20 protein-coding genes and 1 pseudogene are annotated in these 23377 nt (G+C 65.4%); 10 read left to right on the top strand and 11 right to left on the bottom strand.

Annotated elements, in window-relative coordinates; all coding sequences use genetic code 11:
• Positions 1 to 24 precede the first annotated feature (24 nt).
• Positions 25 to 1878, bottom strand: coding sequence for a 3-hydroxybutyrate oligomer hydrolase family protein (locus HFK18_RS17045; protein ID WP_180167148.1), 1854 nt, complete (start codon positions 1876 to 1878; stop codon positions 25 to 27).
• A gap of 88 nt (positions 1879 to 1966) precedes the next feature.
• On the opposite strand from HFK18_RS17045, the gene HFK18_RS17040 reads away from it, so the two are divergent.
• On the top strand, positions 1967 to 2641 hold the full coding sequence (locus HFK18_RS17040) for a response regulator transcription factor (protein ID WP_180167147.1): 675 nt from the start codon (positions 1967 to 1969) through the stop codon (positions 2639 to 2641).
• Between the two features lie 7 nt (positions 2642 to 2648).
• Here HFK18_RS17040 and HFK18_RS17035 read toward each other — a convergent pair whose 3' ends face one another.
• Genes HFK18_RS17035 through HFK18_RS17020 form a run of 4 tightly spaced genes read right to left on the bottom strand, consistent with a single transcriptional unit; the run spans position 2649 to position 9574 of the window.
• Positions 2649 to 5981 (bottom strand): PAS-domain containing protein, encoded by a 3333-nt coding sequence (locus tag HFK18_RS17035; protein WP_180167146.1) that lies wholly within the window; start codon positions 5979 to 5981, stop codon positions 2649 to 2651.
• 46 nt (positions 5982 to 6027) lie between these two features.
• Positions 6028 to 6513, bottom strand: coding sequence for a MaoC family dehydratase (locus tag HFK18_RS17030; protein WP_180167145.1), 486 nt, complete (start codon positions 6511 to 6513; stop codon positions 6028 to 6030).
• The gene (locus tag HFK18_RS17025) at positions 6510 to 7388 is read right to left on the bottom strand and encodes an alpha/beta hydrolase (RefSeq protein ID WP_180167144.1); all 879 of its coding nucleotides are present in this window, start codon (positions 7386 to 7388) and stop codon (positions 6510 to 6512) included. The genes HFK18_RS17030 and HFK18_RS17025 overlap by 4 nt, the downstream gene beginning before the upstream one ends.
• A gap of 11 nt (positions 7389 to 7399) precedes the next feature.
• The gene (locus tag HFK18_RS17020; protein WP_180167459.1) at positions 7400 to 9574 is read right to left on the bottom strand and encodes a TonB-dependent receptor; all 2175 of its coding nucleotides are present in this window, start codon (positions 9572 to 9574) and stop codon (positions 7400 to 7402) included.
• A 170-nt stretch (positions 9575 to 9744) separates the two neighbouring features.
• Between HFK18_RS17020 and HFK18_RS17015 the strand changes: the two genes are divergently transcribed.
• Both HFK18_RS17015 and HFK18_RS17010 read left to right on the top strand, forming a co-directional pair.
• A complete protein-coding gene (locus HFK18_RS17015; RefSeq protein ID WP_180167143.1) occupies positions 9745 to 11148 on the top strand; it encodes a GntP family permease in 1404 nt (467 codons plus the stop codon).
• A gap of 87 nt (positions 11149 to 11235) precedes the next feature.
• A complete protein-coding gene (locus HFK18_RS17010) occupies positions 11236 to 12234 on the top strand; it encodes a PHB depolymerase family esterase (protein ID WP_180167142.1) in 999 nt (332 codons plus the stop codon).
• 116 nt (positions 12235 to 12350) lie between these two features.
• Here HFK18_RS17010 and HFK18_RS17005 read toward each other — a convergent pair whose 3' ends face one another.
• Genes HFK18_RS17005 through msuE form a run of 3 tightly spaced genes read right to left on the bottom strand, consistent with a single transcriptional unit; the run spans position 12351 to position 15048 of the window.
• Entirely contained in the window at positions 12351 to 13391 is a 1041-nt protein-coding gene (locus tag HFK18_RS17005; protein WP_180167141.1) for a methionine synthase, read from the bottom strand.
• A 40-nt stretch (positions 13392 to 13431) separates the two neighbouring features.
• Entirely contained in the window at positions 13432 to 14409 is a 978-nt protein-coding gene (locus HFK18_RS17000) for a DUF1852 domain-containing protein (protein ID WP_180167140.1), read from the bottom strand.
• Positions 14410 to 14466: 57 nt separating this feature from the next.
• A complete protein-coding gene (gene msuE, locus HFK18_RS16995) occupies positions 14467 to 15048 on the bottom strand; it encodes an FMN reductase (protein WP_180167139.1) in 582 nt (193 codons plus the stop codon).
• Between the two features lie 175 nt (positions 15049 to 15223).
• Here msuE and HFK18_RS16990 point away from each other — a divergent pair, with 175 nt between their 5' ends.
• From HFK18_RS16990 to HFK18_RS21960, 3 genes and pseudogenes are all read left to right on the top strand, one after another.
• Positions 15224 to 16138, top strand: coding sequence for a LysR family transcriptional regulator (locus tag HFK18_RS16990; protein WP_180167138.1), 915 nt, complete (start codon positions 15224 to 15226; stop codon positions 16136 to 16138).
• Positions 16138 to 17019: pseudogene (locus HFK18_RS16985) on the top strand (methylenetetrahydrofolate reductase); the annotation flags it as partial. The gene HFK18_RS16990 and the pseudogene HFK18_RS16985, both read left to right, overlap by 1 nt.
• On the top strand, positions 16996 to 17322 hold the full coding sequence (locus HFK18_RS21960; RefSeq protein WP_306669847.1) for a CPCC family cysteine-rich protein: 327 nt from the start codon (positions 16996 to 16998) through the stop codon (positions 17320 to 17322). The pseudogene HFK18_RS16985 and the gene HFK18_RS21960, both read left to right, overlap by 24 nt.
• 33 nt (positions 17323 to 17355) lie before the next feature.
• Here the strand turns inward: HFK18_RS21960 and gcvA are convergent, their stop codons facing one another.
• A complete protein-coding gene (gene gcvA / locus HFK18_RS16980; RefSeq protein WP_180167136.1) occupies positions 17356 to 18252 on the bottom strand; it encodes a transcriptional regulator GcvA in 897 nt (298 codons plus the stop codon).
• 99 nt (positions 18253 to 18351) lie between these two features.
• Between gcvA and HFK18_RS16975 the strand changes: the two genes are divergently transcribed.
• Genes HFK18_RS16975 through HFK18_RS16960 form a run of 4 tightly spaced genes read left to right on the top strand, consistent with a single transcriptional unit; the run spans position 18352 to position 21224 of the window.
• Positions 18352 to 19206, top strand: a complete 855-nt coding sequence (locus HFK18_RS16975; protein WP_180167135.1) for an MBL fold metallo-hydrolase — start codon at positions 18352 to 18354, stop codon at positions 19204 to 19206.
• Positions 19203 to 20069, top strand: coding sequence for an MBL fold metallo-hydrolase (locus HFK18_RS16970; protein ID WP_180167134.1), 867 nt, complete (start codon positions 19203 to 19205; stop codon positions 20067 to 20069). Before HFK18_RS16975 ends, HFK18_RS16970 begins: the two co-directional genes overlap by 4 nt.
• Positions 20070 to 20112: 43 nt before the next feature.
• A complete protein-coding gene (locus tag HFK18_RS16965; RefSeq protein ID WP_180167133.1) occupies positions 20113 to 20799 on the top strand; it encodes a hypothetical protein in 687 nt (228 codons plus the stop codon).
• Between the two features lie 41 nt (positions 20800 to 20840).
• Entirely contained in the window at positions 20841 to 21224 is a 384-nt protein-coding gene (locus HFK18_RS16960; protein ID WP_180167132.1) for a nuclear transport factor 2 family protein, read from the top strand.
• A 15-nt stretch (positions 21225 to 21239) separates the two neighbouring features.
• Here the strand turns inward: HFK18_RS16960 and HFK18_RS16955 are convergent, their stop codons facing one another.
• Together HFK18_RS16955 and HFK18_RS16950 are read right to left on the bottom strand one after the other, a co-directional pair.
• On the bottom strand, positions 21240 to 22172 hold the full coding sequence (locus HFK18_RS16955) for an ABC transporter six-transmembrane domain-containing protein (protein WP_180167131.1): 933 nt from the start codon (positions 22170 to 22172) through the stop codon (positions 21240 to 21242).
• 128 nt (positions 22173 to 22300) lie between these two features.
• Positions 22301 to 23377 (bottom strand): ATP-binding protein, encoded by a 1077-nt coding sequence (locus HFK18_RS16950; protein WP_180167130.1) that lies wholly within the window; start codon positions 23375 to 23377, stop codon positions 22301 to 22303.

The raw sequence follows: 23377 nt of genomic DNA, 5'->3' as shown, positions 1-23377 counted from the left end.
TGGGGCTTCCTGGTGGGCGGCGTGTCAGCGGTTGGAGAGGGTCGTGACCGCCGGAATGGACAGCTGCTCGCGCAGCAAGGGCGCTTCGGCGCGTGGCGTTGGCTGGATGAGAGCATCCTGCGGCAGTGGATGCGCTGGATCCTCAAGGTGATCCCATACCTGGTCCATCGCCGCGAACATGTAGGGCAGCAGCGGCACGTAGCGCTTCCGGTAATCCGGGAAGGCCAGCAGCGAGTCGAAATGCTGTGCGTTGTTCACACGCCAATAGGCGATCTGTGCCCCCGCCTTGCGTGCACGTGGCACGTAGCGATCGCTGGTCATGCTGATCGGCACCAGCCCATCGTCGATGCCATGGATCACCACGATCGGCACACCGCGCCGCGGCGCCTCGGCGGTGGCCGCGGCGATGCCGGCGCGCACCCGCCGTGCGTCGGCGCTATCGCCATTGCCGAGTGCACGCAGGCAGTTCAGACCGCGCAGTGGACCAGCTTCCGCCCCGGTGGCATTGCCATCCACCAGCACCACACCGTTGCCCGGCGGAATGCCGCTGCCCTCACTCCACCAGGTTGCCCGGGCCTCGGCGGTGGCCGCGCCGGGCCTGCCATCTGCCCCAGCGGCGGAGAAGCTGTACGCGCAGGGATGTTCGCCGGCGCCGTAGCGTCCATAGGCTGACGAATAAGTGACCGCGATGGCGCGCCACAGATCGAACCCGGCCGAGAACGCGCCGGCACGAAGTGCGTCGGCACTCAAGCCAGCGTCGAGCAGCTGCTGCCGTGCCGACCGTGCCTGTGCCGTAGCGTCATCACCTTGCACCAATCCGGCGGATTTCAGCATGGCACATCGCTGGGTCCACACCGGCACGGCCTGCGCCCGCATCGGCGGTTGCGGCAGATCGTCCTCTGCCAGCAGGGCACAGGGCATCAGCAACGCGGCCTGGGTGACGAAGTCGTACAGCGGCGGAGCGCCTGCCACCGACACATTCGGTTCGCCCGCCACCATCGCATCGAACCAGTCGCCTTCGATCTCCGCCGCGCGCAGCACGGCGCCACCGCCATTGGATACACCCACGCCCAGCGTGCGCGTGTTGGCCGCCGTGAATGGAGCGGATTCGGGGTAGGCGTGGTCCAGTGACTGCAGGCCGAAGTGCAGCGCCTGCAGCAGATGCCGACCCCAGTCTGCTTCCGGGTTGTCACCCGAATGAGCATGTTTGAAAGCTATCCCCTGCCTGGTTGCCGCACCCGCAGGAATGAAGGCCAACGCGCCTTGTGAGGCGGGCGTGCCGTCGGCCTGGAAGCCGGTCTGGGCGTCCAGGTCGTAGTAGTCGCTGCCGGCGCCCTTGTCGGTATAGGCGACGGCGCAGCCGTGAGCCAGGCCCCAACTGCCGGCGACCGCAATCGCGCCATAGATGCCACGCGAGCCGGATGACGCAGCGACGACCAGGCAGCGTCGCGAGGCGTCGAAGGTGTCGGGTACCTGCACCAGTACGCGGTGGGGTTGGCGCGCGCCATCGATGCGCGCATAGGCCGAGAATTCGCGGCCGGGCACTGCCTGCAGGCTGCCGTAGACGTCGCCGAAACCACCGCCGGGAGTCAGGTCGGCGATACCACGCCAACTGCTCCAGATCGCACGGCGTCGGGCCTCGTCGGCGGTGGGCCGGGCCGGGTTGGCGAACTGGGGCGCGCTGGCCGAGCGCAGGGCGTCGAGGCCCAGTCCCGCGGTCAGCAGTTCATCGTCGCCGCGATGCAGGGTTTCCCGCCACTGCTCGAACACCGGAACAGCGGTGCTGGCACGGGGCGGGGTGGCATGGGCGCTGGCGATGCTGCCCACAAGCAGTGGCAGCGTGGCGCACAGCAGCGTAACGGGGCGGTGGATGTTCATGGCTCCACCCTAACGATCCGGGCGGCGCACGCCAGCGTACCTTGGTACCCGTGCCCAACCGCAGGCGATTTGCTAACCTCCGCTGGACATGCCGACCCTGCTCATCGCCGACGACCACCCCTTGTTCCGCGCGGCGCTGCATCGTGCGGCCGAGGAGGCGGTGGCTGACCTGCAGATCAGCGAGGCCGATTCGTTGCACAGCGTGCTGGAAGCGATCGAGAGCCAGCAGATCGACCTGATGCTGCTGGACCTGCATATGCCGGGCAACCATGGCCTTGCCGGGCTGGCGACCATCCGTGCACTGCAACCGGGGCTGGCGATCATCATCGTCTCGGCCAATGAAGAGCCGCACGTGATCCGCCGCGCCATCGACCTCGGCGCAGCGGGGTATCTGCCCAAGAGTTCGGGGCTGACCGACCTGCAGTCCGCGCTGCAGTCCGTGTTGGAAGGTGAGCGCTGGATTCCGGCGCTGCTGCGTGAGCCAGTGGCGCGGGTTGCGCCCTTCAACAAGGACGCCGATCTTGCGGCGCGCTTGTCCAGCCTGTCCGCGCATCAGTACAGGGTGCTGAGCCTGGTGGCCGAAGGGCTGCTCAACAAGCAGATCGCGGACCGGCTGGGCGTGCAGTTGCGCACGGTCAAGGCGCACATGACCCGCATCATGGGCAGGCTGGGCGTGCGTAATCGTGCGCAGGCCATCCGTGTGCTGCACGAGATGGGATTGACCGATCCCTCGCGGCAGATCGAAGAGACGCAGGATGCCTGACCCTTGGTCAGGGCGTTGCCGTAGCGGCCGTTGCCAGCAGATGGTTGATCGCCCAGCGCAGTGCCAGCGGTTTGAACGGCTTGTTGAGCAGTGACAGGCCCACGCTGCGCACCGCCTCGCGGGTGTCGCTGCCGGTGTCGGCGCTGAGGATCACCGTCGGCCGTGTACCGTGGACGGCGACAAGGCGCTTCCAAAGTGCGACGCCGGTATCGCCATCATCAAGGTGGTAGTCGAACAACCATAGTGCAGCTTCCTGTGCTGAAGCACCCAGCGCATTGACATCGCGCGCCGCGATGACATCGCAGCCCCACGAAAGCAGCATCTGTCGCATTGCCTCCAGCGCCTGCGGATCGTTGTCGACCACCAGCACGCGGATACCCTTGATGCTGCTGTTGCCAGCGGCGGGTTCAGTGCGCGGGGCCGCAGGCGGCGCTGCCCGCGCCACGGTGATCGAGAAGGTCGAGCCGCGATCGAGCGCGCTCTGCAGTTGCAGCGGGGCGTGCAGCAGGTCGGCAATGCGGCTCGCGATGGTCAGCCCCAGACCGAGGCCCTGGCCGTTGCTGCGGTCGCCACGATGGAATTCCTCGAACACTACCGCTTGTTGCTCCGGTGCGATGCCGGGGCCGCTGTCATGCACGCCGATCGACAGGGCCTGGCCATGCCGGCGCAAGCCCAGCAGCACGCCGCCACTGCGGGTGTAGCGGATGGCATTGGCCAGGAAGTTCTGCAGCACCCGACGCAGCAGCAACGGGTCGCTGTGCACCCACGCGCGGGTCCGCACATGGCGGAACTGCAGGCCGCGCGCCGCCGCCAGCACTGCGAACTCCTGTGCAAGTGGATCCAGCACGGTCGACAGCGCGAACGGACGCGGATCGGCGACCAGTCCGCCGGCTTCCAGCCGCGAAATATCGAGCAGGCCCGACAGCAGATCGTCGGTGGAGTCCAGCGCGCCACGGATCTGGCGCAGGAAGCTGTCCAGGAACTCCGATTCGATGTGCTGCGACATGGCATCGGTCAGCAGCTGCGCCGCATGCAGGGGCTGGATCAGGTCGTGGCCGACAGCGGTCAGGAAGCGTGTCTTGGCCACGTTGGCTCGTTCGGCTTCATGCACGGCCTGCTCCAGCCGGGCAGTACGGTCCTGCACCCGGCGCTCCAGGGTTTCGTTGCTGCGCTTCAGCGCGTCCTCGGCCCGACGGAAAGCGGTGACATCGGTGAAGGTGGCCACGTAGCCGCCACCCGGCATCGGGTTGCCGCGGATTTCAACGATGGTGTTGTCCGGGAAGATCCGCTCGGACAGATGCGGGGTACCGCGCCGCATGTGCACCACCCGCCGTTGCAGCGCCTTGTCGCGCGAGTCGCCGGGGGCGTCGCCGATCTTCAGCTGTCCCAACGCCCACGCCGTCAGGTTCGACACCGGTTGCCCCACCTGCAGCAGCTCCGGCGGGAACTTGAACAGCGCGGCATAACGGCTGTTCCAGGCCACCAACTGCAGCTGCGCATCGACCACGCTGATGCCCTGGCTCATGTTTTCCAAGGCGGCTTCCAGCAGGCGCTGGTTGAAGCGCAGCACCTGGGTGGCTTCGCCGACCGCGCGGGTAACGGCGTCCAGCGGTGCGGCACCACCATCGCGGGCAGCCTCCACCAGCAGGCGTGCCATGCCCGCACCGACCACGGCAGTCAGTTCCCGCTCGATGGCGGTGACGCGCTCGTCATCCAGCATCTGCCCGGCATGCCCGTCCATCAGCTGGCGTGCCCGTTCCTGGCCGAGGAAGCGACCGGCCGTCTTGCGCAAGGATGCTGCGGCCACCGCGTCGCGCTGCCGTGGCATCGAGGGACGCACCGCACGTGACACCAGCACAACGGTCGCCAGGTTGACTGCCAGGCTCGCCCCCATGCTGATGGCGATATGGCCAGGCTGCATGCGCAGCGAGAACATCGCCAGCCAGTGCAGCTCGTCGGGGCTGGCCGACTGTGGCGGGGCCGGGATCACCATCGGCAGCAGCACCAGCCACAGCCAGACCAGAGAGCCCAGCACGATGCCGGCGATGATGGCCGGGGAGGGCGTACGCGGACGGTACACCGCCAGCAGTACTGCCGGTGCCAGCTGGGAGAGCGCGGTGAACGACATCAGGCCGAAATCGCTGAGTGCCTCGGTGCCGCTCATCGCGCGGCTGTACAGCCACGACATCAGGAACACGGCGAGGATGCCGGCGCGACGGAAGGCCAGCACTCGCGGTCGCAGATCGGCGCCGCTGTTGAAGCCGTTGACGCCGCTCAGCAGGCGTGAACCCACGCCGTGGTTGCCGAGCATGATCGACAGGGTCAGCCCGGACAGGATCATCATGCCGGTGGCCGCGCTCAGGCTGCCCAGGTAGGCCAGCAGTGCCAGCAGATGGTGGCCGCGTTCCTGCGGCAGGGCCAGGACATACAGGTCGGGCGACACCGAAGACGGCAACTGCGCGGCACCAGCCAGTGCCATCGGCACCGACGGCAGGCCGATCAACAGCAGGTACAGCGGGAACAGCCAGCGCGCCGTCTTCAGGTCCGACGACTGCCGCAGTTCAACCACGCCCACATGGAACTGATGGGGCAGGGTGAACGCGGCCATCGCACCGAGCGCCACCATGGTCAGGTAATCCGGCACCACTGCCGGCGGCGGCAGGTGCGCCATCTTCTCAAGCAGCGGCACGCCGGCCTTGTGCACCGAGCGCGCGGCATACAGGCCGATCGCCAGCAGTGCGGTCAGCTTCAACAGCGATTCCAGGCCCAGCGCGACCACGATGCCCCGGTTGTGTTCGGTGGCCGACGCCTTGCGCGCACCGAACAACGTCGTGAACGCCGCCATCGTCAGCGCGAACCAGAACGACATGTCCAGTTGCCAGCCGACGGGCGCGAACTGATCACCGAGCAGGGCGGCAAGCCCCTGGCTGACCGCTTTCAGCTGCAGCGCAATGTAGGGAATGATGCCGAACAGCGCGACCAGGGTGATGGTGATGCCCAGCCCCTGGTCGGCTCGCAGCCGCGCGACCACCAGATCGGCGATGGTGGCACTGTTGTGCTGTTTGGCCAGTCGTCCCAGCCGCACCAGGAATGGCAGGCCGAAGGCAAAAATGAGCGCCATGCCGATCAGTGTCGGCGGGATCGGAAAGCCCCACTGCACGCCCTGCGAGGCGGCCCCGTAGTAGGTCCATGCCGTGCAGTGCACGCCCAGCGACAGCGCGTAGATGGCCGGCCAGAGCTTCGACAGCCGATGCCCCTGGCGTTCCCCCCACAGGGCGACGCCGAACAGCAGCACGGTCCACGCAATGCAGGCGAACAGGACGATGGAGGGCGTCAACATCGCTCCAGTGTAGAGAGAACCGTGGCCGGCGGGCAGCCGGCCGGCGCTAGTCGGCGAGCACGATCAGCGACAGCTGTTCGGCGACCACGGCCACCTCGCCAGCGGGGATCACTTCCACCGTCTTCTGCTGGGTCAACAGCCACTGCCCGGGCCTGCGCGCTTCCAGAGACATCAGCTGCGAGCGCACCCGCACCTCGGAAGCGCTGGGTACCGGCGCCAGGAAGCGGACCTTGTTCAATCCGTAGTTCAGTACGTGGGCGATGCCGGGGAAACCGGCCAGGGCCGCCACATCGTCCTCGACGGTAAGCGAGAGCAGAAGGAAGCCATGCGCAATAGTCTGCCCACCCGGCAAGCCGGTCTGGGCGCGGGCCGGATCGGTGTGGATCCAGTTGTGGTCGCCGGTGGCGTCGGCGAAGGCATTGATTCGCGACTGCGCAATGTGCGTGCTGCCGCTCAGTCGCTCGCTTGCCGCCCATTGCCGCAGTGCCCGCAGGGCTGCAGGCAGCTCATCGATCGACATGTCGGCACTCATCGCACGCGCTCCAGCAGGGCCAGAATCGCATCGCGCGCCTCGGGCTCGGACAGCATCGGCGCATGGCCTACCTCCGGTACTTCAACGAGGCGTGCGTTGGGCGATGTGGCTGCCATCTGCCGTGCGACATCGGCAGGCAGGATGTCCGACAACGCCCCGCGCACCACCAGCACCGGCACCCGCGACGTCAGGCCACGCACCGCACGCCATAGCACCGGGCGCAGCAGCCACAGCACCCACGGCCGCGTGGTGCGGATCACCGCCGGGTCGTAGTCCAGTTCCAGCAGGCCATCGCTGCGCTGGCGGAAGGTGCGCACGGCCATCGCCCGCCAGTCGTCGGTGGTGAAGCGCGGGAACGCAGCCTTGCCGATGGACTCCACATAGCTCGTGGCCTGTGCCAGGTCCATCGGTGGCACGGGCTTGCCGGCGTACTTGCCGATCCGCGCCAGGGCTTCGCGCGGCACCTTGGGGCCGGCATCGTTCAGCACCGCCGCGGCGATCAGCCCGGGTGCACGCGAGGCCAGGGTGATGGTGACCAGCACCCCCAGCGAGGTGCCGACGAACACCGCCTTGTCGATGTTCTGTGACCGCAGCAGCGCCACCATGTCATCGGCATAGGCGCGCGGGTTGTAACTGGACGGATCCAGCGCACGTTCCGAGCCCGCTCGTCCACGCAGGTCAACGGCGATCACCCGCCAGCCGACCGCGGTCAGCGACTGCGCAAGGGCATCGAAGTCGGCACCGTTGCGGGTCAGGCCCGGGATGCAGACCACCGTGCCGCGGGGCGGTTGTCCCGCGCCTGGGGCATGATCGCGTGCATGCAGGCGCAGGCCATCGTCACTTTTCCAGTACAGATCATCGTAAGACGGTGTCATGCAGACGCTTCCTAGAAATCGTAACGGACGCTGAGGCTATATTGGCGCGGCGGCCCATAGAAACCAATCAGCGTGCCGACCGCCGGAATGTTGTAACCGGTGGTGCGGTATTCCTTGTCGGCCAGGTTGGTGCCCTGCAGCGAGAAGGTCCAGGCATCGTCGAGCTTCCAGATCACGCCGGCATTGACCAGCCCGTAGCCATCCTGGCGGATCACCGGGCTCAGGTCGGTGGTTGGCCACACTTCGCTCTGGTAGCTGTAGCTCACCCGAGCGGACAGGTTGCTGCCATTGGCCAGATCGGTGCGGTACTCCACGTTCAACGCGCCCGAGAAGTCCGGTGCGTTGGTGAACTTCATCTGCTTGGCCACGTTGACGCCACGATCCATGTACTCGTCATACTTGGCATCCAGCCAGGCCAGGTTGCCGGAGATCAGCCAGTGCTGGCTGGGCAGGTACTGGTACTCGATCTCCAGGCCGTTGATGGTACCGGCGCCGGCATTGGTGAAGTCGCCGAAGAAGGCATCGTCGACGCCATCGCCATTGGTATCGATGCCGGTGAACACCGACAGCTGGATGTCCTTGTACTTGTTGTGGAACGCCGACAGGTTCAGGAACAGGCGCTGGTCGAGGAAGGCCATCTTGCTGCCGATCTCGAAGCTGTCCACGGTCTCGTCATCGAACGGTTCGGCCGAGCGCGGCACCGCCACGGCATTGGCGCGGATGTTGTAGCCACCGGACTTGAAGCCACGCGTGGCGAGGCCGTAGACCATGATGTCGGGGGTGATCTGGTAGTCCAGCGACACCTTGGGCGAGACGTTCTTGAAGTTGGTCTTCTTGTCGAAATCGGCGGCGATGGCGATCGGGCGCGTGAACGTCGCATCCGAGTAGAAGCGGTTCAACACGATCGCGCGCTTGTCCTCGTCGGTGTAGCGGGCGCCGACGTCCAGCTTGAGCTTGCTGGCCAGGTCGAAGGTCCAATCGGCATACAGCGCGATGCTGTCGGTCAGCACCTTGCCGCGGGTGTCGCCGAACTGCAGGTTGAAGAAGTTGTTGCGGATCTGGCCGCCGGCTTCGCCACTGAACTGGTACAAGCCGACCACGCCGCGCACGCGTCCACCGGCATCGTAGTTCAGCTGCACCTCGTTGCTGACCTGGTCGTCGTGGTAGGTGCCGCCCACATCGGCCAGCTTGACCGGCGTGCTGTCGAAGTCGATGTTCGCATCGCTGTCCGATTCGCGCTTGGCCACCACGTACTTCAGTGCGACATCTTCGCTGGGCCGCCAGTTCACCGTGGCCGAGGCACCCTTGGTCTCCACGCTGTTGAGGTTGCGCATGCCCGAGCGGATGTCGTAGCGGTCATCCATCGGCGGGTAGGCGCGCACGAATGGATTGGGCGCCAGCATCTTCGAACCGCGCATGCCGGACTGGTCATCGATCCAGTCCAGGGCGAACTGCACATCGAAATCATCGCCGGCATACGCACCCAGGTTGAAGCGTGCCGCATTGATCTGCTTGTCACTCACCGGCTGGTTGGTGAACGTGTTCTCGCCGAAGCCGTCACGATTCATGCTGGCCACTGCCACGCGGGCGCGCAGACCGCTGTCGGCGCCACCGATCGGGCCGCCGATCGCCGCCTTGGCGTCCAGTTGGCTGTAGTTGCCCACGGTGATCTGGGCAAAGCCTTCGGTCTGGGTGGGCAGGCCGCGCGAGATGTATTTGATGGCACCGCCGATGGTGTTCTTGCCGTACAGCGTACCCTGCGGGCCGCGCAGCACCTCGATGCGCGAGACGTCGAACACGTCCAGCAAGGCACCCTGCGGGCGGGCGATGTAGACGTCGTCCAGGTAGATGCCCACGCCCGGGTCAGCGCCCCAGGTGGGATCGGACTGGCCGACGCCGCGGATGTAGGCCGTGACCGTGCTGCTGGCTCCGCGCGCCGCATAGATGGTCAGGTTGGGCACCTGTCCATCCAGGTCGCTGATGTCCTGGACATTCATCTTGTCCAAGGCTTCGGAAGTGAAAGCGGTGACGGCAACCGGCACCTCCTGCAGGGTTTCCTCGCGCTTGCGCGCGGTCACCGTGATGCTGTCCAGGTTGGTCGCCGAAGCGGTCCGGCCTGCCGCCGGCGTGCCCTGCGGTGCTTCCTGCGCCAGAACCGGCCCGGTGGCCAACAGCGTGCCGATCATCAGGCTCAAGCAATTCCGTTTCATTCGGTCCTCCCCCAAGGCAGATGGCCCATTGCCACCCATGCTGCATAGGCTAGCGACGCCGTGGCACCCCGGCGAGTGGACCTAGGTCCAGTCGGCAGCGGTCGCCAGATCCGGATACTGGGTGCGTCCCCACCTGGAAGCGCCGTATGTCGTTACTGATCGTACTTGCAGCGCTGGCCTTCCTCATTCTGGTGGCATACCGCGGTTACAGCGTGATCCTGTTCGCGCCCATCGCCGCACTGGGCGCTGTGCTGCTGACCGATCCCTCGCTGGTGGCGCCGATGTTCACCGGCTTGTTCATGGACAGGATGGTCGGCTTCCTCAAGCTCTACTTTCCTGTGTTCCTGCTGGGTGCGGTATTCGGCAAGCTGATCGAGCTGTCCGGCTTCTCCGGATCCATCGTCGGCGCGGCGATCCGGTTGTTCGGACCGCAGCGGGCAATGCTGTCGATCGTGCTGGTGTCGGGCCTGCTGACCTATGGCGGCGTGTCCTTGTTCGTGGTGGTGTTCGCGGTCTACCCGTTCGCGGCAGAAATGTTCCGCCAGAGCAACATCCCCAAGCGCCTGATTCCGGCCACGCTGGCGGTGGGCGGTTTCAGCTTCACCATGGATGCGCTGCCGGGTACGCCGCAGATCCAGAACATCATTCCAACCACGTTCTTCGGCACCGATACCTGGGCGGCACCCGTGCTGGGCACGCTTGGCGGCATCTTCGTGCTGGCGGTTGGCATGGCCTACCTCGAGTGGCGCCGTCGCGTTGCGCTGCGCAACGGCGAAGGCTACGGCGATGCGGCCACCCTGGTGAACGAGCCCACATCGTTCGCCGGCACCCACCTGGCACATGCGGGCATTGCCGTGCTGCCGCTGCTGCTGGTGTTCGTCTCCAACAAGCTGTTCACCCTCGGCATGCCGCACTGGTACGGCGCCGAGCACAGCTTCGTACCGTCGATCATGGGCAGCGCCGCGTCCGTGGTACAGGACGTGGCGAAGATCACCGCGATCTGGGCCGTGCTGGGTGCGCTGCTGGTTGGCATCCTGTCGGTGCTGGCGCTGGCCTGGCGTCCGGTGGTCACCCAGTTTGCAGAGGGCACCAAGGCGGCGATCGGTGGCGCAGTGCTGGCAGCCATGAACACCGCCTCGGAATATGGCTTCGGCGCGGTCATCGCCGCGCTGCCGGGTTTCATGGTGGTGGCCAACGCGCTGGGTTCCATCAAGGATCCGTTGCTGCACGAAGCGGTCACCGTCACCGGCCTGGCCGGCGTCACCGGCTCGGCATCGGGCGGCATGAGCATCGCCCTGGCGGCAATGTCGGAGACCTTCATCGCCAACGCACAGGCCGCCGGCATCCCGATGGAGGTGCTGCACCGTGTTGCGGCGATGGCATCCGGCGGCATGGACAGCCTGCCGCACAACGGTGCGGTCATCACCCTGCTGATGGTGACCGGGCTGACCCATCGCCAGGCCTACAAGGACATTTTCGCAGTAACCATCATCAAGACCCTCGCGGTGTTCGTGGTGATCGGCATCTATTACGCCACCGGCTGGGTTTGACAGCGGCGTCGCAGCACCCTCTGGAAGGTCGGTCCAAGAGGATTTCCGGTACCACTTCATCCACGACTCACGCATGAGGATCTGGTCATGAAATCTGGAATCGATTCAATCAAGGCGCTGCTGCTGTGCACCTGGCTGGCCACGACGGGCACCGCATCTGCGGCAGACCCACCCGGGCATTGGGATGTTGGCCTGTACGGCAATCTGTTCGGCGCCCGCGAGTACCAGGTATGGGTGCCCGCCGGCTACGACCAAACGCAGCCGCTGCCCCTGTTGCTGGTGCTGCATGGCTGCGTGACCGGGCCGAACCTGATGGGCGAGGCCTCCGGCTTCAACGAGGTGGCCGACACCGAGGGCTTCATCGTGGTCTACCCGCGGCAGAACGTAACCTCCAATCCTGCGCGCTGCTGGAACTGGCAGTTGCCGATCAACCAGGCGCGCGACAGTGGCGAGGCCTCGATCCTGGTCGGCATCGTGGACAAGGTGAAAGCGGGCTACAGCATCGATCCGCATCGCGTGTACGTCACCGGCATTTCCGCTGGCGGGGCGATGACCTCGATCATGCTGGCCTGTTATTCGGATGTGTTCGCTGCGGGCGCGATCCATTCCGGTGGCATGTACAAGGGTGCGACCACGATCTCCGGCAGCGCCTACGCGCTGTTGGCCGGCAGCATCTACTCACCGGACAGCAACGGGCGACTGGCCTGGCAGTGCTCGGGCTCGCCGTCACCGCGACCGATCCCGGTGCTGGTGTTCCATGGCACCGCCGACGCCACCGTGAACCCGGTGAACGGACAGCAGGCCGTGCGCCAGTTCCTGCAGACCAATGACCTGGCCGACGATGGCCTGGACAACGACTCGGTGAAGTATGTGCCGACCAACACCTTCCACGGCCACGTGCCGGGTGGGCGCGCCTACACGGTCGACACCTACACCTACGGTGGCAGGACGCTGGCCCAGCATTACGTGGTACAGGGCATGGGGCATGCCTGGAGCGGCAGCCAGTCCGGGCTGCCGTTCACCGATCCCAAGGGGCCGGATGCCACGTTGATTACGTGGCTGTTCCTGAAGGATCAGCAACGCTGAGTGTGGGGCGCAGGAGCAGGGGAGGCGGCGCCAGTGCGGGAGTGGAGGGCTCCCGCGCTGGCGCGCGGCCTTTTCCTGGGGAAGCCGGGCGCGTTCGACAGCATGCGCCCTCCCTCTCAGCCCTGTGCCAGAAGCTCCTCGCGGATGATCTGTGCGCCCGCACTGAGCGCGCGCAGCTTGCCCCGTGCCACCTCACGCGACAGCGGCGCCATGCCGCAGTTGGTGCTGGGGTAGAGCTTGTCAGCGTCCACGAACTGCAGCGCCTTGCGCAGGGTGTTGGCCACATCTTCCGGCGTTTCAACCGTATTGGAGGCCACGTCGATGGCACCGACCATCACCTTCTTGCCGCGTACCAGCTCGATCAGGTCAATCGGCACATGCGAGTTGTGGCACTCCAGCGAAATGATGTCGATGCTGGAGGTCTGCAGCTTCGGGAACGATTCTTCATACTGGCGCCACTCCGAACCCAGCGTCTGCTTCCAGTCGGTGTTGGCCTTGATGCCGTAGCCATAGCAGATATGCACCGCGGTTTCGCACTTGAGCCCTTCGACCGCGCGCTCCAGGGCGGCTACACCCCAATCGTTCACTTCGTCGAAGAACACATTGAAGGCGGGCTCATCGAACTGGATGATGTCCACGCCGGCGGCCTCCAGTTCCTTCGCTTCCTCGTTGAGGATCTTCGCGAACTCCCAAGCCAGCTTTTCGCGGCTCCTGTAGTGCGCGTCATACAGGGTGTCGATCATGGTCATCGGGCCCGGCAGCGCCCATTTGATCGGCTGCGTGGTCTGCCTGCGCAGGAACTTCGCATCTTCCACAAACACCGGCTTCGGGCGGCTGACAGCGCTCACCACGGTGGGCACGCTGGCGTCGTAACGGTTGCGGATGCGGACGGTTTCGCGCTTCCCGAAATCGACGCCGTTGAGGTGTTCGATGAAGGTGGTGACGAAGTGCTGCCGCGTCTGTTCGCCATCACTGACAATGTCGATGCCGGCATGCTGCTGTTCCTGCAGGGACAGGCGCAGGGCGTCCTGCTTGCCTTCATTCAGCGCTTCATCCTGCAGCTTCCAGGGCGACCAGAGCTTCTCGGGCTCGGCCAGCCAGGAGGGCTTGGGCAGGCTGCCTGCGGTGGAGGTGGGGAGCAGTTTCTTCGTCGACATTGCGTCTTGTGTCCTGGGGGGCGAATGGAAAATCGATGGATCAGCGGGCGGCCCACTGCTCAAGCACGGCGCGGTGCGGCTTGATGAAGTGCTCTTCAGTGAACTTTCCCTGCTTGACCGCGAGCTGGCTGCGCTCCTCGCGGTCGTAGACGATGCGGGTGGAGGAGTAGTCCTGGTGCTTCAGGCTGGGCTGGTAGACCTTGCCGGCCACGGAATTGGCGTTGTAGATCTCGGGGCGGTAGATCTTCTGGAAGGCCTCCATCGTGCTGATGGTGCCGATCAGTTCCAGGTTCGAGTAATCGCCCAGCAGGTCGCCCTGGAAGTAGATCGCCAGCGGCGCGACGCTGCCCGGCGGCATGAAGTAGCGCACCTTCAGCCCCATCTTGTCGAAGTACTGGTCGGTGGGGGAGAACTCGCCTTGCCGGTACTCCACGCCCAGGATGGGATGGTGGTTCTCGGTGCGGTGGTAGGTCTTGCTGCTGGAGACGCTGATGCAGATGACCGGCGCCTTGCTGAAGTTCGCACGATAGGCCTCTGACTCCAGGAAGTGCTGGAACAGCTTGCCGTGCAGATCGCCAAATCCGTCGGGAATGCCGAAGGTGGCCTTGCCCTCGTTGCTGGCAGGCAGTACCACGCTGAAATCGTAGTCGCGCACATACGACGAGAAGTTGTTGCCGACAATGCCTTCGGTGCGCGTACCGGTGAGGGTGTCGACGATGGTCGGCCGCAGCATCTCGATCAACGGGAACGTATCGCCGCCGTCGCCGCCATCGATGTGCATCTCCACCGAGATGATGTCCAGCTCGACGACATAGCGGTCCGCGCTCGGGTTGTCCCAGTGCGCGAGATCATTGAAGCGGTTGTTGATCATGCCGAGCGTGTTGCGCAGGTTCTCCTGGCGCGATTCGCCGCGCGCCAGGTTGGCGAAGTTGGTGGTGATGCGCGTGCCATCAGCAGGCTGGTAGTCCTCGTTGAAAGGAATACGGCTGATGCTGAAGGTGAAATTGCTGGTCGTCATGGGCGGCGTTCCGGTTTGCGGGGTGACATCCGAATGCAGGTCGATGGCAGTCGGCATTCAGAGAGCGGCAGCAGCCACAAGGGGAGCAGGTGCTGCGCGATGGGAGAGGGCGAGCAACGGCATCGCCCGCTGTACCGCCAGGCGCGCCCGCTGGATCAGCGCTTCGTCGTGCACGCGGCCTTCGGCGAAATCGCGGTCGGTCGCGTAGACGCCCAAGGGCAGGGTGCGGGCCTGGAAGAAGCTGAAGAGCGGTCGCAGCTGGTGGTCGATCATCAGCGCGTGGCGCTCGCTGCCGCCGGTGGCGGCGAGCAGGATGGGGGTATCGATCAGCGCGTCCTGGTCGATGAAATCGAAGAAGTGCTTGAACAGGCCGGTGTACGAGCCGCGGTAGACCGGCGTGGCCACCACCAGTACATCGGCCTGCTCGACAGCGGCCAGCTGCCGCTCCACGGTCTCGGGCAACTGCGAGCGCCAGAGCGCACCGGCCAACTGCGGCGCCAGTTCACCCAGTTCAATCAGGTGCTGATCGCAGGGCACGCCTTCGCCGATCAGGTCCAGCAGGTGCTCGGCCAGGGCCGCGGCCCTTGAGGGGCGCTGCAGCCCGCCGGAAACGGCGACGATACGGAGGGGGCGGGTCATCTCTTCGCTTTCAGCTGGGGAGGGGCTCCTTCGGGGTGATCTGCAGGGGCGCAGTGCTGCAGGCCGGCGGGGGGCCGGGCTGGCAGGCATCCGAAGGCATGAGCCGATGCTAGCCAGCCCTTCCCATGACGTAAAATGGTATTACTTCACCAATCCATGAGTGAGATTCATCGCCATGTTGGAGCGGATCCATCTCAGCATCGTGCAGCAGGTCGAGCAGCAAGGCTCGCTGACCGCTGCCGCAGGCGTGCTCAACCTGACCCAGTCGGCCCTGAGCCACAGCATGAAGAAGCTGGAGCAGCAGCTGGGCACCAACGTCTGGCTGCGCGAAGGCCGCAGCTTGCGGCTGACCCAAGCCGGGCAATACCTGCTTGCGGTCGCCAACCGGGTGCTGCCGCAGCTGGACCTGGCCGAGGAACGGTTGGGCCAGTTTGCGCAGGGCGAGCGCGGCGCACTGCGCATCGGCATGGAATGCCACCCCTGCTATCAGTGGCTGCTGAAGATCGTCTCGCCTTATCTGGCCGCCTGGCCGGACGTGGATGTGGACGTCAAGCAGAAGTTCCAGTTCGGCGGCATCGGCGCGCTGTTCGGCTATGAAATCGACCTGCTGGTCACGCCCGACCCCCTGTTGAAGCCAGGCCTGAAGTTCGTCCCCGTGTTCGATTACGAACAGGTGCTGGTGGTGGCCAAGGGCCACGCGCTGGCCAAGGTGGACTACGTAAAGCCCCGCCAGCTCAGCCAGGAAGTGCTGATCAGCTACCCGGTGCCGTTCGAGCGGCTGGACATCTACAACCAGTTCCTGCTGCCGGCCGGCATCACGCCACGGCGGCACAAGGCCATTGAAACCACCGACATCATGATGCAGATGGTGGCCAGTGGCCGTGGCGTGGCCGCCATGCCGCGCTGGCTGGTGGAAGAGTACGCCGCCCGCATGGACGTGGTGCCGGTACGGCTGGGCGCCAAAGGCATTCCCAAGCAGATCTATCTGGGTGCGCGCGAGGCGGATACCGGCATCGATTACCTGCAGGCGTTTGTCGAGCTGGCACGGCACAGCTCCACCAGCGCCGGCAACCTGCGCGGAGCCGGCTGATGTCAGGTGGCATCGGCCGTTTGCGGCCGCCACCGAACGGGCCTGCTGACCTCGCGCAGCGGGCGCAGGCCTTCGTCAGCGCCGTTTCATTGGAGGTGAGTGCCAAGGCCATGCCTGCGCTGCGCGCCGAGGCTGCGCGCATGGCACAGGGCGCGACCATCTCCATTCCCTACCTGCCGAGCGAGGACGACACTGCGCGACTGGCTGCGGCACGCACAGTGCGCGAACTGGGTTTCGAGCCGATGCCACACCTGTCCGCACGCCGCATCGGCTCGCGGGCAGCGCTTGAGCACTTCATCGACCGTGCCGTCATCGACGCCGGCGTTGAGCGCTGTCTGGTGATTGCGGGTGATCTGTCCACACCTGCCGGACCGTTCGCCGACAGTGCATCGATCATCGAGAGCGGTGTCCTCGAGCGCGCCGGCATCAAGGTCGTGGGTGTGGGCGGGCATCCGCAAGGTCATCCGGTGATGACCAGCGCCGATCGGTGGCGCGTGCTTGAACGCAAGTGCCAGCGCATCGAAGCGCGGGGCATGGCACCGCTTGTCATCACCCAGTTCGCATTCGATGCCGACGTCGTGCTGACCTGGTTGAATGAACTGCGCGCGCGTGGCATCACCCATCCGGTGCTGGTCGGCATTCCAGGGCCCGCCAGCATCGCGCGACTTGTACGCTATGCGGCGATGTGCGGCGTGTCTGCAAGCACTTCTATGTTGTCCCGCTACGGCGTCTCGCTCGGCCGCCTGCTGGGAAGCGCAGGGGCGGATGTGTTCGTGGATCGCCTGGTGGACGGGTTGACCGAAGCCCATGGGCAGGTCAGCCCTCATCTGTTTCCCTTCGGCGGTATCGCACAATCCATGGAATGGGTGGAGCACTACCGGATGCGTGCGGGCGATGAGTGCTTGGCTCAAATGTCAGTGCAATTGGTGCAGACCCCGGATCTTCCGCTGCGCTGTCCGTGCTGCGGCCACAGGACACTCGACGAGCGCGGGACGTTCAGAATATGCGCTGTCTGTTTCTGGGAAGACGATGGACAGGACGACTACGACGCGGACGTCGTACGCGACGGCCCAAACGGATGTCTCAGCCTGACGCAGGGGCGCGCCAACTACAAAGCGTTCGGCGCGTCGCAGATGAAGGATCTTCCCTATGTTCGCCTGCCTTTTCCCCACGAACTACCGTAAGACGCGTGGGCACTGCCGTGGCCGGTCACTCAATTATTCCTCTGCCAGCCATTTGCAGAACGCCTCCACCTCGGGGCGATCCTGAGCCACTTCCCGGCAGATCAACCAGAATGCGTAACGGTTCTCCAGCTCCAGGCTGAAGGGTTTCACCAGCCTGCCTTGTCGAAGATCATCTTCCACCAGCGGCGCTACGCCGAGCGCCACGCCGTGGCCCGCCACCGCTGCTTCCTGTGCAAGATAGATGCTGGGAAAAACGGGCCCGGCGCTGGCGTTGACGTTGGTAGCGCCCGCAGCCATCAGCCAGTGCGACCATGCGGGCACGCCAGGGCGGCCCGTGGCACTTTCATCGTGCAGCAATGTGTAGTGGCGCAGATCATCTGGCTGCTGCAGCCTGCGCGCAGTGTCAGCCAACAGCGTTGGCGAGCACACCGGAAACACTGGCGCCTTCATCAGCAGTTCTGCGTGTACGCCGGTGTAGCTGCCCGCGCCGTAGCGGATGCCTACATCGAAGCCTCCGCGCAGGAAGTCAGCATGTTCATTGCCGGTGTCGATGCGCACCCGGACGTTGGGGTGCGCATGGTGAAACAGGTGCAGCCTTGCGGCCAGCCATTTCGCGGCAAACGATTCCATGGTTGTCACTCGCAGCTCGTGCGGTGCTCGCGTCCTGGCGCGGTCCAGCGCCAGGTCCAACTGCCCAAGCAACTCGCCGACCGTTGTTGCCAGCGCCGCACCCTCCGAAGTGAGTGCGACGGCGCGGTTAGTGCGCTGGAACAGGCTTACACCCAGATAAGCCTCGAGGTGTTTGACCTGGTGGCTGACCGCAGCCGGGGTGACGAACAACTCGCGCGCCGCCCGATTGAAGCTGAGGTGGCGGGCAGCTGCTTCGAACGTGCGCAGCGCATTCAGTGGAGCAGTGGGGCGGGCTTTCACGAGCGCCTTCCAGGGCAGGGGCACTGCCATCGTAGCGCATGAATTTTTCTAATGCGAAGCGCAGAACTACTCGTTTGTCGGGCGCTGCATGGGCTGGCGATGATGCACATCCTCCCACCGGGAAAGTCCGCCGTGCGTATTCAGGAGCTCGCCCAAGATGTGCTGATGTTCGTCGGTGACCAGGTTGAATCGGTCGCTACCGCATTCGTAAACGGTGACCAGGTGCTGCTGGTGGATGCGCTGGGCAGCGAGGAGGATGCCGCCTGGTTGCGGGAGGTGCTGCAGGGGCAGATGGGCAAAAGGGTTCGGCTGGTTGCCGCCACCCATTTCATGGGCGACCACATCTGCGGCATGACGCTCTTTCCGGAGGCGTTGACCCTGGCGCACCGCCATCACCGGCATGCCTTTCTTTCGCAGAACCGGCCGGTGGCATCGTTCTACCGCGATCCGGATATCGTGTTCGACAACTTCGCCATGCGCTGGGGGCGCCACCAGTTGCGCTTCCTGTACAACCCAGGCAAAACGATGGACCACATGAGCGTGGATGTACCGACCGCCGATCTGGTCTGCGTTGGCGACAACATCGTCGGCAACATCGTCTATCTCTCACGATCAGACCCGGCACTGCAGCGCGCCGCCATCGGCCGCATTCAGCAGTTCGGGCGCAGCAGGGTGGTCGGCGGGCATATCGGTGTATTCGATGCGCCGGTGCTGGGCAATGCACTCCACTACCTGCGGCGAATGGAGGAAATCGTCGTGGACATCCGGCTGCGAGCCGCACCAGCGGAAGCCACGCCACTGATAGCAACCATCAGACTGGAGGAATGCATCGCGTCGGGGGTCGTGCCGACGGCATTCGAACGAGAGTGGCATGGACACAATCTCACGGCGATCGTCGCGCAGTCGATCTTCTCCCTGGATGCTGCGCTGGCAGCAAGGGAGCACACCGCATGAAGCACGATCCGGTCAGCGGGCCCGCGCTGGGTAGTCGCAGACGCTTCCTTGCCAGTTGCGCCGGTGTGGCCGCCGCGGCGCTGGTCCCTGTCGGCGCCGCTGCACCACCGGCGGCACTGCGCACCCTGCGTGCCCAGCGATTGGCGTGGGCAGGGGTGCGACTGCAGTTGCCGGAAGGCACGCTGCTGATTGATCCGCTGGTGAATCCCGCAACATGGGGCAAGGAGTTGCCGGACCGGCTGGTGCCGGTGAACGATGTGCTGGGCGAAAGCCATGTATTGATCACCCACACCCACTCGGACCACTTCGATGCGGACGCGGTAGCGGCGGCGCTGACCAAAGGGGGAACAATCGCATATCCAGCCGGCCTGCAGCCCTTGCCGCTACCCGCAGCCGCACGTGCGCGGCCGAGCGCGCTGTGGGAGCCTCAACTGCTGGGCGACTTCACTGCAACGCCGGTACCGGCATCGGACGGCTACGGCGATACGCAGGTGTCCTGGGTGGTAAAAGCGGGCGGCCGACGCATCTTCCATGGCGGCGACACCCAATGGCACGGCCATTGGTGGCGTATCGGGCGCCAGTTCGGCCCGTTCGATGTGGCCTTCCTCCCCATCAATGGCGCCACGTTCGGCTGGCGCGAACCCGTAAGTGGACAGCCGGGCGTACTGACGCCGGAGCAGGCGGTGGCAGCGGCGGCGATCCTCGGCGCACGCACGCTGGTGCCCATTCACTATGGCATCAGCGGAATGGACAAGTATGTAGAAGTGGACGACCCGCTTGGGCGCCTTCGCAAGGCTGCCCGTGACCGCGCAGTCGCCGTGCAGGCCGTTGAACCGGGTGCGTGGCTGACGTGGCCGACGTAGTGCGGTACCCGCGCATGAATCATTCCTGGTCCTGGGAGAACCCATGAATCGAGCAAGCCGCATTGCGATCGCCATCGCGCTTTCCTCCCTTTCCGTGACCTCCCGGGCAGCGGAAACGACCAGCCCCAAACGCCCTTCGGTCGAGCAGCTGCAGAAGCTGATCGTCAGCACCTCGCCGCAGACCCGCGTGGATGCCGCTGGCAAAGAGCGCATCACGGCCCGCCGGATCGACATCGTCGACGAGAACGGCGTGATCCGAATGACGCTCTCAGGCCAGACGCCTCCGCCCATCATCGACGGCATCCAGTACAAGCGGGCCTTCAATGTTGCGGGCATGGTGCTGTACGACCACAAGGGGAGCGAGCGTGGTGGCTTCGGAACCGCAGACGTACAGGGCGGCATGGCCGTACTGGCGCTTGACCACCCGGCCATGGATGCCATTGGCTGGCGCGTGTCGCCTGACGGGAACGTGCGGTTCTCGATCAACCAGGCCCCGCCGCTGATTCGCGAGCCGCGGCTGGACAATCGCCTGATTCCCGGCGTGCAGACCCCAACCCGCATCGAGATGGCAGTGGCTGCCGATGGCACCCCCGCGATCGCGCTGAACGATCAACAGGACCGCGCCAGACTGCGCCTGACTGTGACGCCGGAAGGCTACGGTGCAATCGAGTTCCTGGACGCACAGGGTAGTGTGATCCATACACTGGCGCCCGAAGCCCATCGGGAGTGATGGTAGGTCCTCATTGATACAGCAATCGCTATGGAGCCCGCATGGACACTGAAATACGACAGCTCGAAGAAGCCCTGCGTATCGCGATGCTCAGCAGCGACGTGGCAGCGCTGGACGCCTTGATTGCGGACGCCCTGATCTTTGTGGGGCCCTCGGGCGAGGTCTTTGGCAAGCAGGACGATCTGGCACTGCATCGTTCCGGTCGCCAGAAATTGAGCATGGCCGACTGGCAATCTGTGGAAATCGCCCTGCATGATCAGACGGCTGTTGCGCTCACCACTGCAGTTCTGGCCGGCACCATCGACGGAGCAGCATTCTCCGGCCGCTTCAGGTACTGCCGCTTCTGGGGGAAGGCGGCCGGCGTCTGGCAGGTGCTGGGCGGCTCCGTTGTTGCTCTGCCCGCGGCAATGGAGGCAATCGCCTAGACAGGCGACGGCGGCTCATGGCCCAGGACGGGCGTCGCTCTCCGCATCGTCCATCCCCGGGCTGACCCGGCGACCGATGTCCTTCAGGCGGGCGAGCTGGTCAACCATCGACGGTGCATCGTCTAGGCTGCCGACAAAGGTCCACAGGTAGGTCATCACCGCATAGACGTGGCCCGGGGTCACGCCATCGGTTGTGGCCAGGCGGCCAATGGTCAAGGCGAACAGCACCGCGGCCGCCGCGCCGACCACCACGAAGGCACTTGCTTCGCGATCTGACAGCAGGATGCGCAGCCGCGACAACGTGGCGTAGTGACGGCGCAGCACCGATGGGCTGACCCGGTCGACCAGCCGGATTTCATGCTCCAGCCGATTGTTCAGGCGGCCATGCAACTGCTCGTTGCGGCGAGCGAACGAGGGCAGCAACAGCAGCGCGCCGAGCAGGGCAATGAGACTGGCCGCGCCAACCAGGGGTTCGATCGCCAGCAGCATCGCTGCCGCGCCGAACATGGAGACCAGCGCCGTAGCGATGATCGGCACGTGCTTCTCGAAGAAGTCGACGAACTCGCGGGCCAGCACCACACGCGCCGCCGAGGTGGAGGTGGCCTGGCCCATGCGTCGCTGCGCCTGCACCACGTTCACTGCCAGATCGGCATAGATACGGGTGAACGTGCGCGTATCCACCGCGCGACGGGCGGCGCCGACCAGCCAGAACAACAGCACCACGCCGGCATAGGAAATGGCATGGCCGACGTTGCCACGGATGATCGCATCCACCGCGAAACCGGCGAACAGCGGATAGGCCAGCAGCAGCGCATTCTCAAGCGCCACCAGCGAGAAGGTGCCGGTGAGCTGCCAGGGGTAGGTGCGCAGGATGGCTTTCAACGTGGCGGCCGCATTCTGCTGGCCGATGCTGCCGGCTGCAGCAGCCGGATCGTGTGGGTGCTTCATGGGAACCTGGGTGGATCAAGGGTGGGGCAGGGAATCGATGCAGGCACCCCCGGCAATACCCAGTATCGGCAACGCCTTGGAGCGGGGGTGGAGGAACGATGGAGATCGCGTGGAGAAACCGGCGGCGTTCAGCGACGGGCGTGCACCGGCCAGCGGATCTCGAACACAGTGCCGCCACGCTCGCTCGGCCGGCACTGTGCCGTTCCGTGATGGGCCACGGCGATCGCACGCACCACGGCCAGGCCGAGCCCGGAGCCACCACTCTGCCGCGACCGCGACACATCGGTGCGCTGGAAGGCCTCGAAGATGCTGTCGCGCAGTTCATCCGGCACGCCGGGCCCGCCGTCGTCCACGGTCACGGTGCAGTGCCCCTCGGCCAGCTTCACATATACCCGCAGCGGGCAGGGCGTAGCGTGCCGGCGCGCGTTTTCCAGCAAGGCCAGTACCGCCTGGCGGATGCGTGCCGGATCGCAGTCCGCCAGCGCGGCGCGCGCCTCCAGCGTCACTGAAAAGCCACTCACCGCCAGGGCGTCGGACATCGCCTCCACTACCGCAGCCACCTGCACGCTGACGTCGCTGCGCTGCAGGCGCAGGTCCAGATGACCACTTTCGGCCAGGCTCACCACCCGCAGGTCTTCGATGATGCGGGTCAGGCCTTCCAGCTGGGTCAGCATGCTGGTGAACTGCTCCAGCCGTGGCTCGAACACACCGTCGGCGATGCCCTGCAGGCGTCCGCGCAGAATGGTCATCGGCGTACGCAGTTCGTGCGCGATGGCCGCGTTCCAGAACACCCGGTTCTGCGACATCCGGCTCAGCCGCTCGGCCATGGAATTGAAGTCGCTGACCAGCGTGGCCGCTTCGGTCATCGAGGTGTGGTCGCCGCGCGCACGTGCATCCAGATCGCCGCTGGCCACGCGGCGCAGGCTTTCGGCCACCGAGTTCAAGGGCGTGATGATGCGCCAGGTCAGGCGCGAAGCGATCAGCGACGCCAATACGATGACCACGGTGGCAGTGAGGCCGATCCACAGCCATTCCAGCCCCGACGGCAGCATCGTCTGCGGCGTGTCGTACCAGCGCGGGTAGAAGACTTCCATCAGGTAATAGAACAGATAGAAGCCGGCGATCGACAGTACCGTCGAACACAGCGATGCCACCACGATCGAAAGCGTGATCTGGCGGCCGATGCTTTTGCCTTTGGTGGTCAT

It is taken from the genome of Stenotrophomonas sp. SbOxS2 (assembly GCF_013416715.1).
GTDB lineage: Bacteria > Pseudomonadota > Gammaproteobacteria > Xanthomonadales > Xanthomonadaceae > Stenotrophomonas > Stenotrophomonas lactitubi.
This window is presented reverse-complemented; position numbering and strand designations above follow the sequence as displayed.